Origin of the sequence: Caulobacter sp. DWR3-1-2 (assembly GCF_049896225.1) — a bacterium.
Taxonomy (GTDB): Bacteria; Pseudomonadota; Alphaproteobacteria; order Caulobacterales; family Caulobacteraceae; genus Caulobacter.
Window position 1 is genome coordinate 83,953 of record NZ_JAFCTW010000006.1, and the last position, 13,011, is coordinate 96,963.

Consider the following 13,011-nt stretch of genomic DNA (forward strand, 5'->3'; position numbering starts at 1 on the left):
GGGCGCCACTTCCCTCTCCCCTTGCGGGAGAGGGTAGCCTGGCGGAGCGAGGTCGGATGAGGGTCGAGGATCGTCTCAACCGCGGGCGGCGGACAGGTCAACGCGACCCCTCATCCGGCGCTTTGCGTCACCTTCTCCCGCAAGCGGAGAAGGATTTAGCCTCGATACGACATCGCCACATCACACCGCTCATACCGCGCCCCGAACGTCGCCATGATCTCGGCGTCGTGCTGGAAGCCCAGCTTTTCGTAGAGGTGGATGGCCGCCGCGCACTTGGCATTGGTCAACAGATAGAGCTTGTCGGCGACGCCCATGGCCTTGGCGTGTTCCAGGGTCGCCGCCAACAGGAACTCGCCGGCCTTGCGGCCCCGCGCCGCCTTCGAGACGCCCATCTTGGTCAGCTCGAACCAGCTGTCCTTCATCTTGATCAGGGCGCAGGTTCCCACCACGCCCAGGTCCGAAGTCTCCGCGAAAAGCACCGCCCCACCCTTGTCGATGATCAGTTCGCGCGGGTTCGACAACAGCGTGATGTCGTTCTCCTCGAGAACAAACATCTCCTCGATCCACTCGGCGTTGATCCGATAGAATGGCTCGGCGAGGTCGTCGCTGAAGGCGCGGACCGTCAGGCCGCCGCCGGTTGGCGAGCATTCGTCCCGTTCACGTTCCAACATGGCGATCTGCTCCAGGCTAGAGCATTTTTCGAGCGAAGTGGTTCCGGTTCGCGTGAAGAAAAATGCGTCAAAACAAATGATTAGAGCTCACGGCTTGACGCAGTCAGGTCGGGAAGTGCTCTAGCGGTTAGACGTCCACCTCGGCGTCGAGCGCGTTGGCCTGGATGAACTCGCGGCGGGGTTCGACCAGGTCGCCCATCAGGCGGCTGAACATGTCGTCGGCGTCGTCGGCATGGTTGACGCGCACCTGCAGCAGGGTGCGGGCCTCGACGTCGAGGGTGGTCTCCCACAGCTGGTCGGGGTTCATCTCGCCCAGGCCCTTGTAGCGTTGGATCGACAGGCCCTTTCGGCCGGCGTCGATCACCGCGCCCAACAGGTCAAGCGGACCTCGAACCGTGGTCGACTTGTCCTTGCGACGGAAGATCGCCGCGCCGGAGAACACCTCGGCCAGGGCCGTGGCGCGTTCGGCCCAGCGGCGAGCGTCGGCGGCGTGCAGCAAGCCATCGTCCAGCACCACGCTCTCGGTGACCCCGCGACGCACGCGCTTGAACACATAGGCGGTGTCGCCGCGCTCGCCCGACCACGGGCCGTCGCCTTCTTCCGCATACAGATCAAGCCGCTTGGCGGCGGCGGCGATGTCGGGCGTGTCGCTGAACAGGCCGGCCAGGGCCGCCTGCTCGATCGCGAAGGCCGGCGCGCGGGCGGCCAGGCGATCAATATTGCCCTTGGCCGACCGGCAGAGCTGGACCAGGGCCAACAGGTCCTTGCCCGTGCGACGCTCGCCCGACGGCAGGTCCAGCTCGGCGCCCTCGACACCCTCGTCCACAAGGAAGGCGTCCATCTCGAAGTCGTCCTTCAGATACCGCGACGACTTGCCCTTGGCGGCTTTGTAGAGCGGCGGCTGGGCGATGTAGATGTAGCCGCGCTCGATCAGCTCCGGCATCTGACGATAGAAGAAGGTCAGGAGCAGGGTGCGGATGTGGGCGCCATCGACGTCGGCGTCGGTCATCAGCACGATCTTGTGGTAGCGCACCTTGTCGGCGTTGAAGTCGTCGCGGCCGATACCGGCCCCCAGGGCGGTGATCAGCGTACCGATCTGGTCGGACGACAGCATCTTGTCAAAGCGCGCCCGCTCGACATTGAGGATCTTGCCACGCAGGGGCAGGACGGCCTGATTTTCGCGGTTGCGGGCCTGCTTGGCGCTGCCGCCGGCCGAGTCGCCCTCGACGATGAAGATCTCGGACTTGGCCGGATCGCGCTCGGAGCAATCGGCCAGCTTGCCGGGCAAGGACGTGATGTCGAGCGCACTCTTGCGGCGGGTTAGCTCGCGCGCCTTGCGGGCGGCTTCCCGCGCGGCGGCGGCCTCGGCGATCTTGCTGACGATGGCCTTGGCTTCGGTCGGATGCTCCTCGAACCACGAGGCCAGGCCTTCCTGGACCAGGTTTTCCACTGCCGGGCGGACTTCGGACGACACCAGTTTGTCCTTGGTCTGGGAGCTGAACTTGGGGTCGGGCACCTTGACCGACAGCACGCAGGTCAGGCCCTCGCGGGCGTCCTCGCCGCCCACATTGACTTTCTCGCGCTTGGTGATGCCCGAGCTCTCGGCGTAGTTGGTGATGATCCGGGTCAGGGCGCCGCGGAAGGCCGACAGGTGGGTGCCGCCATCCCGCTGGGGGATGTTGTTGGTGAAGCACAGCATGTGCTCGTGATAGCTGTCGTTCCACCACAGGGCCAGGTCGATCTCGACCTTGTCCTTGCGGCCGCGAATGACGATCGGCGTCTTCAGCAGTGGGGTCTTGGCCTTGTCGAGGTGGCGCACGAAGGCCTCGATGCCGCCCTCGTAGTGCAGCTTTTCTTCCCACGGCTCGGCGTCGCGCAGGTCGCGGAAATAGATCGTCACGCCCGAGTTCAGGAAGGCCAGCTCGCGCAGCCGGTGCTCCAGGGTCTTGCGATCGAACTCGATGAAGGCGAAGGTTTGCAAGCTCGGGAAGAAGGTCACCTCGGTGCCGGTCAGGGTCTGACCGGCCTTGGCGCCTTCCGACCGCACCGGCGAGTCGCCGGTCTGGGCCAGCGAGGTCACCGCGTCGCCGCGCTCGAAGCGCATCTGATAGCTGTGGCCGTTGCGGTGGATCTTCAGTTCCAGCCAGTCGCTCAGCGCATTGACCACCGAGACGCCCACGCCGTGGAGGCCGCCGGAGACCTTGTAGCTGTTCTGGTCGAACTTTCCGCCGGCGTGCAGCTGGGTCATGATGACCTCGGCCGCCGAGACGCCCTCGCCCTCGTGGATGTCGACCGGGATGCCACGACCGTCGTCGGTGACCGTCACCGAGCCGTCGGCGTTGAGGATCACCTCCACCTTGGTGGCGTGGCCGGCCAGGGCTTCGTCGATGGCGTTGTCGACCACTTCGTACACCATGTGGTGCAGGCCCGAGCCGTCATCGGTGTCGCCGATATACATGCCGGGGCGCTTGCGCACCGCGTCCAGGCCCTTGAGCACCTTGATCGAGTCGGCGTCGTAATCGCCGGTCATCACTTCGGGGGCCGCCATCTGCGAACCGTCCGCGCTGGTCAGGCGATCGCCGGTGTTGTCGGCCGCAGAAGCGTCTTGGGGGCCTTTGGTCTCTTCGGTCATACGTCTTCCAATGCGGTCAGGCCGAGTTCGCTGACGCGAACGCCGAGAGCCCGACCCTTCAGGTGGTCGAACAGCGACTCGTCCGTGCCAGTGAGAAAGGCCTGGAGCCCGAGCGCCGTGAGTTCGTCAGCCAGGGCGGCCCGCCTTTCCAGGTCGAGATGCGCGGCGACTTCGTCCAGCAACAATATAGGATTCGGCGCGTCTTTCGCACGCGAAAGTCGCGCCGCCTGGGCCAAAACCAGGTTCAAAATCAGCGCTTTCTGCTCTCCGGTCGAACATTCCGCAGCAGGACGGTCCTTGTCGGCGTGAATGATCGCCAGATCGCCGCGATGCGGTCCGGTCAAAGCCCGTCCGGCGGCCCCGTCGCGGGGCCGGGCCGCAGCCAGGGCGGTGGCCAGGCGGACCTCGATCTCGGCACTTTCGACCCCGTCCAACGCCATCTGCTCCCAGGCGCCGCTCAGCGACAGGCGCGCGCGGGGGAAGGGACGATTGCCCCGGCCGTCGATCTCGGCCTGCAGGGCCACGAGTGTGCGGGCGCGGGCGGCGGCCATCAGGGCGCCGGCCTGGCCGAGACGGGCCTCAAGCGCGGCGAGCCAGACGGTGTCAGCCGGCGCGCCACCTTCAGCGGCGTCGTTCAGCAGGCGCATCCGCTCGCGTTGCGCCTTGTCATAGGCGTTGGCGTGGGCGGCGTGAGACGGCTCGCCGGCGAACACCAGGCGGTCGAAGAACTTGCGGCGTTCGCCGGCCGCTTCCAGGAACAAGCGGTCTTGGGCCGGGGTCAGCCAGATCGGCCGGATGTGGTCGGTCAGCCGGCCCGGTGGCAGGGTCTCGCCGTCGATGCGGACGATGCGACGGCTGGCGCCGGCCATCTCGACCCCGGCGCCCAGCCGCACCGGCTCGTCATCGCCCAGACCCGTCTGCGGGGACTGGACCTCGGCGGCCACGGCCCAGGCCCGGCCCGTGGCCTCGCCCGGCATCCGCCGACCCACCTCGACCAGGCTCGCGCTCCGCAGCCCCTTGCCCGGCGAGAGCAGCGAGATGGCCTCCAACAGGTTGGTCTTGCCCGCGCCGTTGGCCCCGAACAGATAGACGCTGCGGCCCTCGGGTCGCAGGCGCGCGCGCTCGTAAGAGCGGAAGTCGGTCAGGGTCAGGGAAAGCAGGGCGGCGCGGCTCACCGGGGGGTTCTAGCCTATTAGGCGCGCCACCCTAACCCCGTTCAGCCGAACTTGTAGCCGCACAGCTTGTTGCCATCCAGGTCGCGGAAATAGGCGAAATAGACCCCGGGCATCCGCTCGCCAGGCGCGCCTTCGTCGGTTCCGCCCAGTTCCAGAGCCTTGGCGTGGAAGGCGTCGACCTCCTCGCGGCTCTCGAAGTCGAAGCCGCCCATCATGCCGTTGCCGACGCAGGCCTCCGCGCCGTCATAGGGTCCGAGCACCCCGAACAGCCCCGTCCCCTTGCCGCGATAGAGCCGCCCGCCCGAAGCGTGCTCGTGAATGCCCGCCATGCCGATAGATCCCAGCAGGGCGTCGTAAAAGGCCTTGGCCTCATCGAGTTTGTTCGACCCCACCGTCATGTAGCTGACCCGTGCCATGCGCAGTCCTCCCGTTTTCTTATGCAACCAAGGCTAGCACGGGTGGAAACTGGGGCAAGTCGAGGCGCGTCAAATCGCAGCAACCTTGTTACGACACCACAGGTTGCTTGCGCGACGGAGCTTGTCGGCCACGAATAGCGCTAACAAAGCCCTGGGGAGGGGACTCATGCGACACAAGTTTTCGGGCGCACCGCGCCAATGGTGGCAGAACAATCCTGAACTCGGCCTCGCGACCGGTTTCGCCGTGGTCTGCGGCGTGCTGTGGCTGGTGGTGAGAGTGCTTGGGGTGGGGTGAGGCCGAGGGGTGGTTGAGGCTGGGCATTCTGGCCGGTTTCGACATTGCGGACGAAGAATCCCGTCTCTCGAAGAGAGAGGGTTACGCGCTCTGACTCCCGAACAGCCCGCTTGGCGGAAGCTCGCCATCAAGGCCTCAAGGCGCGGCCTCGCCGTTACGGGCGGATTGGGAAGGCGCTGGGCGCCCACCCAGCGTTCCTTCCCTCCCCATTTCGAGGAGGGTGGCGCGCGAAGCGGGTCGGGTGGGGTTTGATGAGTCAGGCCGCGTAGCCCCACCCGACCCCTCCGGGACCACCTTCCCCGTAAAGGGGAGGGACAGAGAGTCTGGGGATCGGGATGGGCGAGGTATCGCCTCTGCGCGCTACACGCGCAGCGGCATCAGCACGTATTTCACGCCCGGATCGGTCGGATCGACCACCAGGGTCGGCGAGGCTGGGTCGGCGAAGCGGAACTCGGCGATCGGGCCGCCGATCTGGCCGCAGACGTCGAGCAGGTAGCGGGCGTTGAAGCCGATCTCGAAGGGCTCGCCGTCATAATCGACCTCGACCTCTTCCACGGCCTGGCCGGCTTCCATGTTGCGGACGGTCAGGGTGATGCGGCCCGGCTCGATGGCCAGCTTCACCGAGCGGCTCTTCTCGGCCGAAATGGTGGCCACCCGGTCGACGGCCTTGGCGAACAGGTCGTTGTCGAGGGTCAGGATCTTGGCGTTGTCGCGCGGGATGACCCGCAGATAGTCGGGGAAGGCGCCGTCGATGACCTTGGAGGTCAGGGCGGCGCGACCGAACTCGAAGCGCACCTTCTGGGCCGAGATCTGCAACTCGACCTGCTCGCCGGCCGATTCCATCAGGCGGCGGGCCTCCTGGATGGTTTTGCGCGGCACGATGATGCCCGGCAGGCCGGCGGCGCCCTCGGGGGCGGCCATCTCGGCCAGGGCCAGGCGGTGGCCGTCGGTGGCCACAGCCCGCAGCTTGACCTCGCCGCCGTCATTGACGGTGTGGAGATAGAGGCCATTCAAGTAGTAGCGGGTCTCTTCGGTCGAGATCGCAAAGCGGGTCTTGTCGATCAGCCGCATCAGATCGTTGGTGTCGACCGAGATGCGGCCCGACAGGCCGTCGCTGCTCATCACCGGGAAGTCGCCGGCCGGCAGCACCGGCAGGTTGAAGCGCGAGCGACCGGCCTGGATCACCAGGCGCGGATCGTCGCCGCTGAAGTTCAGCGACACGTCCGAACCGTCGGGCAGCTTGCGGACGATTTCATAGAGGGTCTGGGCGGGCGCGGTGATCTGGCCGGGCACGTCGATCTGGGCCAGGCCCTCGTCGATGATCTCCATGTCCAGGTCGGTGGCCGAGAACGACAGGGTGTCGCGATCGGCCGACAGCAGGATATTTGATAGGATCGGGATGGTGTTGCGACGCTCGACGACGCTCTGCACGTGACCCAGCGCCTTCAAAAGCGCCGCCCGCTCGATGGTAAGCTTCATATCTCGGTCCAGGTCCCGCCGCCGACGAAAGAATCCTTCGCGGCCCCGTCATGAATGGACTTGCGACATTAGCGAAATCACGCGGTGGGGGAAGAGGGGGCGAGCGGCGGGATGCGCCGAAATGTGCGGATCGGGCATACGACCCGCACCGACACGCCCGATCGTTACTCGGCGGCGGCCCGTTCGGCCCGGGTCGGCAGCTTCCAGTCCGGGCGGATGAAGTGGCAGGTGTAGCCGTTGGGGATCCGCTCCAGATAGTCCTGGTGCTCGGGCTCGGCCTCCCAGAACGGACCGGCGGGCTCGACCTCGGTGACCACCTTGCCGGGCCAGAGGCCGGAAGCGTCGACATCGGCGATGGTCTCCAGCGCGGTCTGCTTCTGGGCGTCGCTGGAATAGTAGATGGCCGAGCGGTAGCTCAGGCCCAGGTCGTTACCCTGGCGGTTCTTGGTGGTCGGATCGTGGATCTGAAAGAAGAATTCCAGGATGCGGCGATAGCTGATGATCGCCGGGTCGAAGACGATCTCGATCGCTTCGGCGTGAGTGCCGTGATTGCGATAGGTGGCGTTGGGCACATCGCCGCCGGAGTAGCCCACGCGGGTTTCCAGCACGCCGGGATAGCGGCGCAGCAGGTCCTGCACGCCCCAGAAACAGCCGCCGGCCAGGATCGCGGTTTCGGTGGTGGCGGTCATGGGGCAGGCTCCTTTGCGTTCGTCGCTCGAGGCCACATGTTGGGTCTATCGGCGTTCCACGCAAGCTTGAACCCCACCCGTCTTGAAAGGCTGCCCGTGATGCGACCGTCGGTTCTGTTCGTCTGCATGGGCAATATCTGTCGCTCGCCCCTGGCCGAGGCGGCGTTTCGCCAGGAGGCGCAGCGCCGGGGCCTCGAGATCGAGGTCGATTCGGCTGGCACCGGCGGCTGGCACGCCGGCGACTCGCCCGACCGCCGCGCCCAAGCGGTGGCCCGGCGCCACGGCGTCGAGATCGGCCGTTACAAGGCGCGCCAGGTGAAGCTGGAGGATTTCCGCCGCTTCACCCACATCGTCGCCTTGGATCGCGACAACCTCGCCGACCTCACGGCCCTGCGGCCAAGCGATGCTACGGCGGAGCTGATGTTGCTGCTGGATACGGTCGAGGGGCGCCGAGGCAAGTCGGTGGCCGATCCCTACTACGGCGATGACGCTGGGTTTAATGTGACCTGGAGCGACGCCGTGGCAGGGGCGAAGGGGTTGGTCGAACGGATCGAGGCCAACCTCTAAATCAGAACCGCAGCGCCAGCTTGGCCCCGACGAACTTGCCGTCCGGATCGTAGCCGCGGGCCATGGCCGCGCCGCTGGTGTCGGCGCTGGGCTGCAGGCCGCAGAGCAGGCCGGCCGAGCCGGTGACGCTGTCCGTCCCGGCTTCCACCGAGGTGCGGGCGACGCCCGGCGGCAGCGGGGTCGGGGCGCGGCTATAGCGCAGCGGCAAGGCGGCGCGCGGCGATGCCAGGTCAAGCGACCGCTGGGTGATGGCCGGGGTCTGGACCGCGAAGGACTGAACGGTCTGTGCCTGGCTCGCGCTGGCGATCAAGGCCGCGCCCAGGGCGATCGGAACGAGAAGGGTGGCGCGAGGCATGGCGGTCTCCAGCGGCGGACGCTTCAGAACTAGGCCCGCGAGACCCCCGTCTCAAGCGGCGCGATGTCGCGGCTCCGAGGCGGCGACTCGCCCCGGAGCCCGGAACGATCAAGCCTTGGTGTCGAAAGCCCCGCCGGTGTCGGCGCCGTTGCTGGCATAGGGATTGGCTGCGGCGGCCGGTTCGGCCGGCGCTTCGGGACCCTTGGAGCCCTTGGCGGCCACGGCGACCATGGCCGGGCGGACCAGTCGGCCCATCAGCTCATAGCCCGCCTGCAGCACCTGCAGAACGCCGCCGGCCGCGACCTCGTCCGAGGGCTGTTCCATCACCGCCTGGTGCAGGTGGGGATCGAACTTCTCGCCCTTGCCGGGCTCGAGTTTCTTCAGGCCATTGCGTTCGAAGGCGTCCTGTAGCGCCTTCTCGGTCATCTCGACGCCGATGATATAGTTGGTGACCGCCGGATCCTGCGACTCGCGCGGGCTCATGGCCGTGGCGCGCGACAGGTTGTCGGCCGCGCCCAGCAGGTCGCGGGCGAACTTCTGGATCGCGAAGGCGCGGGCGTCGTTGCTCTCGCGCTCGGCTCGGCGCTTGGTGTTCTCGGCGTCGGCCAGGTAGCGCAGCGCCTGATCCCTCAGGGCCGCCACCTCCAGCTTCAGCGTCTCGATTTCCTGGGCTGCGTCGTCGGTCTCGAAGGCCACGTCTTCGGCCGGCGTTTCGTCGTCGGTCATGTCGTACAGTCCTTATCCGTCCATCATCCGGCCGAGCACGCGGGCGGTATAGTCCACCAGCGGGATCACCCGGGCATAGTTTAAGCGGGTGGGCCCGATCACGCCGATCGCGCCCAACACCTTCTGCCGGCCCGTCATATAGGGCGCCGCGATCAGGGAGGAGCCCGAAAGCGAAAAGAGTCGTGTTTCGGCCCCGATGAAAATGCGCACGCCCTCTGCGGTTCGCACGTCGTCGAGCAGTCCGATCAGTTGGCCCTTCTGCTCCAGGTCGTCGAACAGCCGGCGCACGCGCTCCAGATCCTCAAGGGCGCTGGCGTCGGCCAGCAGATTGGCCCGGCCGCGCACGATCAGGGCGCGATCGGGGTCGTCGCCGCCGCTCCAGGCCGCCAGTCCGTCCTCGACCAAACGCGCGGCGGTGGCGTCCAGTTCAAGCCGCGCCTTGTCGAGCTCGGCGGCCATCTCGGCCTTGGTCTCGCCGAGGGTGCGGCCGCGCAGGCGGGCATTGAGGAAGTTGGAGGCCTCCTGCAGCGAGGCCGGCGTGACCCCGGCCGAGCGCTTCATCAGCCGGTTTTCCACCGTGCCGTCGTCAAACACCATGATCGCCAGGGCCTGGTCGGCGCCCAGGGCCACGAACTCCACATGCTTGACCCCGCCCTCGCGGGCCGGCGTCACGACGATGCCCGCTCCGCCGGCCAGGCCCGAGAGAATGGCGCTGGCCTCGCCCATGGCGTCCTCGAACGAGCGCCCGTGAGCGAACAGCCGCGTCTCGATGGTTCGCCGCTCCTCCTCGCCGATGTCGCCCACCTCCAGCAGGCCGTCGACGAACATCCGCAGGCCAGCATGGGTGGGAATGCGGCCGGCGCTGCTGTGCGGCGCGTCGAGCAGGCCCAACTGCGCCAGGTCCTGCATCGTGTTGCGGATCGAGGCCGGCGACAGCGACACATCGCGTGACAGGGTGCGCGAGCCGACCGGCTCCCCGGTCTCCAGATAGGATTCCACCACCCGTCGGAAGATATCACGGGCCCGGCTGTCCAGGTCGGTGAGGCTGGGCGTCTGAGCGGAAAACCCGGAAAAAAGCTGTGTCATGAAGCCTTCGAACGCGCCCGATCGGGCTATCGCGGGTTCAACGGGGTTGGACGCGCCCGTCAAACTTAGGATAAGCCCCGCATCCTATCACGCAAAGCCCTGGAGTTTCCCATGCGTCCGTCCGAACGCGCCGCCGACCAAACGCGAGACGTCACGCTGGAGACCGGCGTCAACCGCTATGCCGAAGGATCGTGCCTGATCAGCTTTGGCCATACCAAGGTGCTGGTCACCGCCACGGTCGAGGAAAGCGTGCCCGGCTGGATGCGCAACAAGGGCGCCGGCTGGGTCACGGCCGAGTATGGCATGCTGCCCCGCGCCACCCACACCCGGGGTCGTCGCGAGGCCGCCGCGGGCAAGCAGAGTGGCCGCACCCAGGAAATCCAGCGCCTGATCGGGCGGTCCCTGCGGGCGGTGGTCGATCTCAAGGCGTTGGGTGAACGACAGATCAGCCTGGACTGCGACGTCATCCAGGCCGACGGCGGCACCCGCACCGCCGCCATCACCGGCGCCTGGGTCGCCCTGCGCCTGGCGGTCAATTATCTACTGGCCGAGGGCGTGCTGAAGACCGACCCGATCATCGGCCAGGTAGCGGCCGTCTCGTGCGGCGTGTTCGATAATGTCCCGGTGCTTGACCTCGACTATGAGGAAGACAGCCAGGCCGAGGCCGACAGCAATTTCGTGCTGACCGGCTCGGGCGACATCGTCGAGGTCCAGGCCACCGGCGAGAAACGCGGCTTCTCGCGCGGCGAATTCGACACCCTGTTCGCCCTGGCGGAAAAGGGCATCGGCGAGCTGTTCGTCATCCAGCGCGATGCGGTCGCGGCGGCGAAGCCTCGGTAGGGTTCTTAACCCTCTCCGCTTGCGGGAGAGGGGTCGAAGAACAGAAAAGCCGCGACAGCCGAAAGGCCGGTCGCGTCTTTTGTCGTCTGAGGGACCCCTCATCCGTCAGCTTCGCTGACACCTTCTCCCGCAAGGGGAGAAGGGAATTTTAGTCCACATCCTCCAACCCGCCGTCGCCGGGGCCGGGCTCGAAGCCCATCAGGTCGCCCGGCTGGCATTGCAGTTCGCGGCACAGGGCGTCCAGCGTCGAGAAGCGCACGGCGCGGGCCTTGCCGGTCTTCAGGATCGACAGGTTGGCGATGGTCACGCCCACCCGGTCGGAAAGCTCGGTCAGCGACATGCGCCGTTCCAGCAGGATGCGGTCCAGTTGAACGCGGATGGCCATGATTTTCTTATCTCCGCGTCACGATAGGCATCAGATGGTCAATTCGGCTTCGCGGCGAAGGCGGGCGCCTTCGCGGAATACTTCGGCCAGCACGAACACCACCAGGACCGGGAACCAGGCGCTGATGCTGAAGGTGCTGTCGATCTTGGCCTCCGGGGCCAACCAGCCGGCCAAGGCTGCGAAGATATAGTGGCCAATCTCCAGGCCAGCCAAAACCAGGCCCACCACTCGCAAGCGGCGGACATTGTCGGGATGGAAGGGATCGCCGGCGGTCAGGGTGGCGAAAATGCGCCGCAGGCGCTCGACGATCACCATCCAGCCCCCGGACATCAGGGCCCAGGCCGCCAGGCCGCCGGCGAACAGCGGGCCCTTGGCGATCAGCTCGTCGGCCGAGCCGCCCACGTGCAGCTTCTCGGTGATCAGCTCGGGATTGAAGCTCAGCAGCAGCACCGCCACGGTGAACACCGCTAGCAGGCTGACCCAGACCCACAGGCCCACATAGATCACGTCGAGAATGATCTTCAGGAAACTCGAAACCGAGCCTGGCCCCAAGGCGCGCATTCGTTCTCTCCCTTTACCTCTTCACAGGCGCCGACCATGCCCCAGTGTATCGAGACGGGTCAAAGTCGGGCCGGAAACTCAGGTCAAAACCAGGCTAGAACGTCTTGATCGCGAAGGTCACGGCGGCCAGCGGCAGGCCCGCGATCAGCGTCAGGGTCGCCAGGCGGGTGGCGACGGCGTCGGCGATGCGGATCAGTCTGGCGGCGGACATGGCGGCTTCAATCGGGGTTCTGGGCCGCGCCGAGGTGGCGGGTCTTCCATGGCTCGATACATAGGCGGCGTTTTACGACCCGCCAATGTCGCTTATCGATAAACGATATTAAACCTCTGTAATGATCGCGCTCATCGAACGAGATCATGCGAGGTGTGGCGCCGTGGCCACCATGGTCTGCCTGGTAGCGGAGCGGTATCGGGAAGGCGTAGAGACTGGCGGTAGGATTTGCCCGAAGGGAGACGCGTGATGACGCTGAAGCTGGACGCTGGACTTAAGCTCGTCGCGGCGACGCACAACCCCGGCAAGGCCAAGGAACTGCACGCGCTGCTCGAGGGCCGCTTCGAGGTGCTCACGGCCGGAGCCCTGGGCATTCCCGAGCCGGACGAGACCGAGACGACCTTCGTCGGCAACGCCCTGCTCAAGGCCCGCCATGCCGCCGACCATTCGGGCCAGATCGCCCTGGCCGACGATTCGGGTCTGTCGGTCGCGGCCCTGGACGGAGCGCCGGGAATCTATTCAGCGCGATGGGCCGGGCCGACCAAGGATTTCGGCCTGGCGATGGACAAGGTGGCGGAGCGGATCGAGGAGACGGGCTCCGAAGATCTCGCGGCCTGGTTCACCTGCGCCCTGGCCGTCGCCTGGCCAAACGGCGGCCCGGCGGTGGTGGTGCAGGGCGAGGTGCACGGCGTTCTGACCTTCCCGCCGCGCGGCGACAACGGCTTCGGCTACGATCCGATCTTCGTTCCCACGGGCCTCGACCAGACGTTCGGCGAGATGGAGCCGGCCGCCAAGGACGCCATGAGCCATCGGGCGATCGCGTTCGCGAAGCTGAAGGCGGCGCTGTTTGACTAGGGTTTCACCAAACCGCCAACCCATATCTGGCTTTCCGGCGAAGGCCGGGACCCAGATTCATCCTGAGC

14 protein-coding genes and 1 pseudogene are annotated in these 13,011 nt (G+C 66.7%); 4 read left to right on the forward strand and 11 right to left on the reverse strand.

What is annotated here, in order from left to right:
* Nucleotides 1–155: 155 nt before the first annotated feature.
* From ACP696_RS10740 to ACP696_RS10755, 4 genes and pseudogenes are all read right to left on the reverse strand, one after another.
* Nucleotides 156–617 (reverse strand): annotated as a pseudogene (locus ACP696_RS10740) (GNAT family N-acetyltransferase); the annotation flags it as partial.
* 181 nt (nucleotides 618–798) lie between these two features.
* Nucleotides 799–3,219 carry a DNA topoisomerase (ATP-hydrolyzing) subunit B gene (gyrB, locus tag ACP696_RS10745; RefSeq protein ID WP_426011266.1) on the reverse strand — a complete coding sequence of 807 codons (2,421 nt, stop codon included), beginning with the start codon at nucleotides 3,217–3,219 and terminating at the stop codon, nucleotides 799–801.
* 80 nt (nucleotides 3,220–3,299) lie between these two features.
* Nucleotides 3,300–4,478, reverse strand: a complete 1,179-nt coding sequence (recF, locus tag ACP696_RS10750) for a DNA replication/repair protein RecF (RefSeq protein WP_426009939.1) — start codon at nucleotides 4,476–4,478, stop codon at nucleotides 3,300–3,302.
* Nucleotides 4,479–4,519: 41 nt separating this feature from the next.
* On the reverse strand, nucleotides 4,520–4,894 hold the full coding sequence (locus ACP696_RS10755; protein WP_426009938.1) for a VOC family protein: 375 nt from the start codon (nucleotides 4,892–4,894) through the stop codon (nucleotides 4,520–4,522).
* 166 nt (nucleotides 4,895–5,060) lie between these two features.
* Between ACP696_RS10755 and ACP696_RS10760 the strand changes: the two genes are divergently transcribed.
* Entirely contained in the window at nucleotides 5,061–5,189 is a 129-nt protein-coding gene (locus ACP696_RS10760) for a hypothetical protein (protein ID WP_426031249.1), read from the forward strand.
* A gap of 360 nt (nucleotides 5,190–5,549) precedes the next feature.
* Here ACP696_RS10760 and dnaN read toward each other — a convergent pair whose 3' ends face one another.
* Together dnaN and msrA are read right to left on the reverse strand one after the other, a co-directional pair.
* Nucleotides 5,550–6,668 (reverse strand): DNA polymerase III subunit beta, encoded by a 1,119-nt coding sequence (dnaN, locus tag ACP696_RS10765; protein WP_426043775.1) that lies wholly within the window; start codon nucleotides 6,666–6,668, stop codon nucleotides 5,550–5,552.
* Nucleotides 6,669–6,832: 164 nt separating this feature from the next.
* The gene (gene msrA, locus ACP696_RS10770; RefSeq protein ID WP_426043776.1) at nucleotides 6,833–7,357 is read right to left on the reverse strand and encodes a peptide-methionine (S)-S-oxide reductase MsrA; all 525 of its coding nucleotides are present in this window, start codon (nucleotides 7,355–7,357) and stop codon (nucleotides 6,833–6,835) included.
* 99 nt (nucleotides 7,358–7,456) lie between these two features.
* Between msrA and ACP696_RS10775 the strand changes: the two genes are divergently transcribed.
* Nucleotides 7,457–7,924 (forward strand): low molecular weight protein-tyrosine-phosphatase, encoded by a 468-nt coding sequence (locus tag ACP696_RS10775; protein ID WP_426043777.1) that lies wholly within the window; start codon nucleotides 7,457–7,459, stop codon nucleotides 7,922–7,924.
* A 1-nt stretch (nucleotide 7,925) separates the two neighbouring features.
* On the opposite strand, the gene ACP696_RS10780 is transcribed toward ACP696_RS10775, so the two are convergent.
* From ACP696_RS10780 to hrcA, 3 genes are all read right to left on the reverse strand, one after another.
* Nucleotides 7,926–8,279: a hypothetical protein gene (locus tag ACP696_RS10780; RefSeq protein ID WP_426009931.1), complete on the reverse strand. Its 354-nt coding sequence runs from the start codon at nucleotides 8,277–8,279 to the stop codon at nucleotides 7,926–7,928.
* A gap of 108 nt (nucleotides 8,280–8,387) precedes the next feature.
* Complete coding sequence (grpE, locus tag ACP696_RS10785; protein ID WP_426009929.1) at nucleotides 8,388–9,005, reverse strand: nucleotide exchange factor GrpE; 618 nt, start codon at nucleotides 9,003–9,005, stop codon at nucleotides 8,388–8,390.
* Between the two features lie 12 nt (nucleotides 9,006–9,017).
* The gene (gene hrcA, locus ACP696_RS10790) at nucleotides 9,018–10,091 is read right to left on the reverse strand and encodes a heat-inducible transcriptional repressor HrcA (RefSeq protein WP_426009927.1); all 1,074 of its coding nucleotides are present in this window, start codon (nucleotides 10,089–10,091) and stop codon (nucleotides 9,018–9,020) included.
* Between the two features lie 111 nt (nucleotides 10,092–10,202).
* Here hrcA and rph point away from each other — a divergent pair, with 111 nt between their 5' ends.
* Nucleotides 10,203–10,931, forward strand: a complete 729-nt coding sequence (gene rph, locus ACP696_RS10795; RefSeq protein WP_426009925.1) for a ribonuclease PH — start codon at nucleotides 10,203–10,205, stop codon at nucleotides 10,929–10,931.
* Between the two features lie 148 nt (nucleotides 10,932–11,079).
* On the opposite strand, the gene ACP696_RS10800 is transcribed toward rph, so the two are convergent.
* A complete protein-coding gene (locus ACP696_RS10800; RefSeq protein ID WP_426009923.1) occupies nucleotides 11,080–11,316 on the reverse strand; it encodes a helix-turn-helix domain-containing protein in 237 nt (78 codons plus the stop codon).
* Nucleotides 11,317–11,346: 30 nt separating this feature from the next.
* Nucleotides 11,347–11,877 (reverse strand): DUF2975 domain-containing protein, encoded by a 531-nt coding sequence (locus ACP696_RS10805; RefSeq protein ID WP_426009921.1) that lies wholly within the window; start codon nucleotides 11,875–11,877, stop codon nucleotides 11,347–11,349.
* A gap of 460 nt (nucleotides 11,878–12,337) precedes the next feature.
* Here ACP696_RS10805 and rdgB point away from each other — a divergent pair, with 460 nt between their 5' ends.
* Nucleotides 12,338–12,943: an RdgB/HAM1 family non-canonical purine NTP pyrophosphatase gene (gene rdgB / locus ACP696_RS10810; protein WP_426031258.1), complete on the forward strand. Its 606-nt coding sequence runs from the start codon at nucleotides 12,338–12,340 to the stop codon at nucleotides 12,941–12,943.
* Nucleotides 12,944–13,011: the final 68 nt, after the last annotated feature.

Bases quoted from the DNA above. Each gene is read 5' to 3' on its own strand.
- dnaN (WP_426043775.1), bottom strand. From the start codon at position 6,668: ATGAAGCTTACCATCGAGCGGGCGGCGCTTTTGAAGGCGCTGGGTCAC.
- ACP696_RS10800 (WP_426009923.1), bottom strand. From the start codon at position 11,316: ATGGCCATCCGCGTTCAACTGGACCGCATCCTGCTGGAACGGCGCATG.
- rdgB (WP_426031258.1), top strand. From the start codon at position 12,338: ATGACGCTGAAGCTGGACGCTGGACTTAAGCTCGTCGCGGCGACGCAC.
- gyrB (WP_426011266.1), bottom strand. From the start codon at position 3,219: ATGGCGGCCCCCGAAGTGATGACCGGCGATTACGACGCCGACTCGATC.
- ACP696_RS10760 (WP_426031249.1), top strand. From the start codon at position 5,061: ATGCGACACAAGTTTTCGGGCGCACCGCGCCAATGGTGGCAGAACAAT.
- grpE (WP_426009929.1), bottom strand. From the start codon at position 9,005: ATGACCGACGACGAAACGCCGGCCGAAGACGTGGCCTTCGAGACCGAC.
- rph (WP_426009925.1), top strand. From the start codon at position 10,203: ATGCGTCCGTCCGAACGCGCCGCCGACCAAACGCGAGACGTCACGCTG.
- ACP696_RS10755 (WP_426009938.1), bottom strand. From the start codon at position 4,894: ATGGCACGGGTCAGCTACATGACGGTGGGGTCGAACAAACTCGATGAG.
- ACP696_RS10780 (WP_426009931.1), bottom strand. From the start codon at position 8,279: ATGCCTCGCGCCACCCTTCTCGTTCCGATCGCCCTGGGCGCGGCCTTG.
- ACP696_RS10775 (WP_426043777.1), top strand. From the start codon at position 7,457: ATGCGACCGTCGGTTCTGTTCGTCTGCATGGGCAATATCTGTCGCTCG.
- hrcA (WP_426009927.1), bottom strand. From the start codon at position 10,091: ATGACACAGCTTTTTTCCGGGTTTTCCGCTCAGACGCCCAGCCTCACC.
- ACP696_RS10805 (WP_426009921.1), bottom strand. From the start codon at position 11,877: ATGCGCGCCTTGGGGCCAGGCTCGGTTTCGAGTTTCCTGAAGATCATT.
- msrA (WP_426043776.1), bottom strand. From the start codon at position 7,357: ATGACCGCCACCACCGAAACCGCGATCCTGGCCGGCGGCTGTTTCTGG.